We start from the raw sequence: 1,518 nt of genomic DNA on the forward strand, positions 1-1,518 counted from the left end.
GACCGGCGCGGGCGTCGGGTTATTCGGCGCGGCATTGGGGGTGGAGGAGATGGTAATCACCTCAACCTCAATGATCGGCTTCACCTCCAGGGGCGGCGGCGCGACTTGGGGCAGACCGAAGATCACCAGGATCAAGATCAACCCGTGCAGCACCGAGGCAAGGATAATGGACCGATTCATAGCCGTGCGCGTGCCTCCCCTACCCGCCCCGCTTAGGCGTGGGCTTTACCGGCGCGCCCGAGGGGGCTTCGGCGATCAGCGAGACTTTGGCAAAGCCCGCCGAGGCGACGAGACCCATCACTTCCATGACGCGCCCATAGGGAATGCCCTTGTCGCCGCGCACATAGATGGGGGTATCGGGCTTATTCGCCGTAATGGCTTGCAGGCGCGGGGCAAGTTCCGCCTCCTGCACTTCCATTTCCTGAATATAGATCTGGCCTTGGGCGTTGACGCTGATGGTCAGCGGCTCGATGCGCTCATTCAGGCTCGCCGCCGAGGTTTTCGGCAGATCGACCGGCACGCCGACCGTGAGCAAGGGGGCCGCCACCATGAAGACGATGAGCAGCACCAGCATCACGTCCACCAAGGGCGTAACGTTGATTTCGGACATCGGCATGTGCGACCGACGCCCACCGCGCCGACGCGGCCCGCCGGAATTGAGCGATGCGCCCATTATTCGCCCGCCTCAGCCGCATCCATCTGGCGCGACAGAATGGCGGCAAACTCCGCCGAAAAATTCTCTAAGCGATTGGAATAACGCGCGAGATCGCCGGAAATCTTATTATAGGCCAACACCGCCGGAATAGCCGCGACGAGGCCGATGGCGGTTGCGAACAAAGCTTCGGCAATCCCCGGCGCCACAACGGCAAGATTGGTGTTCTTCGAAGAGGCGATGGCCGAGAAGGAGTTCATGATCCCCCAAACCGTGCCAAACAGCCCAACGAAGGGGCCGACCGAGCCGACCGAGGCCAGGAACGGCGTCCATTTCTCCAACCGTTCCATCTCGCGGCCCACGGTCACGCCCATCACGCGCTCGATGCGCTGCTGAAGGTTGCCGGTGGTCAGGCCCAACCCGCGCTGGGCCGAGCGCCGCCATTCGCGCATCGCCGCCACGAACACCGCCGACATCGGGTCGATGGGCCGATTGCCGATACGGTCGTACAGCTCGTCCAGGCTGCCGCCCGACCAGAAAGCTTCTTCAAACTGATCGGCTTGAACCGTTAAACGGCGCAGGCGGATAAGTTTATCGACGATGATCGCCCAGCTCCAAATGCTGGCAAAAATGAGCGACAGCATGACGAATTTAACAACCCAGTCGGCCTGCAAAAACAGCCCGAGCATCGACAGGTCATGCGCTGGCGCAATCGCCGCAACTGCATCGCCTTGCATTCTTTTCCCTCACTCCCCTAAAGACCGAGTCTCATGAAACGGCGCGCACGCGACCCGAACCTTGTCCGGCACCCGCTGCGGATTGAACTGCGGATCGACGCATACTAAACGCACCAGAATTGTGACCAA

The 1,518-nt window shown here is 61.5% G+C and carries 3 protein-coding genes; all 3 read right to left on the reverse strand.

Annotated features, from left to right (window positions below; genetic code table 11):
* Positions 1-180 (reverse strand): cell envelope integrity protein TolA (locus tag VZ95_RS15805; protein WP_045776717.1); only part of this gene is annotated, 180 nt, incomplete at its 3' end.
* 19 nt (positions 181-199) lie between these two features.
* Positions 200-673, reverse strand: a complete 474-nt coding sequence (gene tolR, locus VZ95_RS15810) for a protein TolR (RefSeq protein WP_045776718.1) — start codon at positions 671-673, stop codon at positions 200-202.
* The gene (gene tolQ, locus VZ95_RS15815; RefSeq protein WP_045776719.1) at positions 673-1,389 is read right to left on the reverse strand and encodes a protein TolQ; all 717 of its coding nucleotides are present in this window, start codon (positions 1,387-1,389) and stop codon (positions 673-675) included. Before tolQ ends, tolR begins: the two co-directional genes overlap by 1 nt.
* Positions 1,390-1,518 lie beyond the last annotated feature (129 nt).

Origin of the sequence: Elstera litoralis (assembly GCF_000963705.1) — a bacterium.
GTDB classification, from domain to species: domain Bacteria; phylum Pseudomonadota; class Alphaproteobacteria; order Elsterales; family Elsteraceae; genus Elstera; species Elstera litoralis.

Coding starts and splice junctions, on each gene's coding strand:
- tolQ (WP_045776719.1), bottom strand. CDS start 1,389: ATGCAAGGCGATGCAGTTGCGGCGATTGCGCCAGCGCATGACCTGTCG.
- tolR (WP_045776718.1), bottom strand. CDS start 673: ATGGGCGCATCGCTCAATTCCGGCGGGCCGCGTCGGCGCGGTGGGCGT.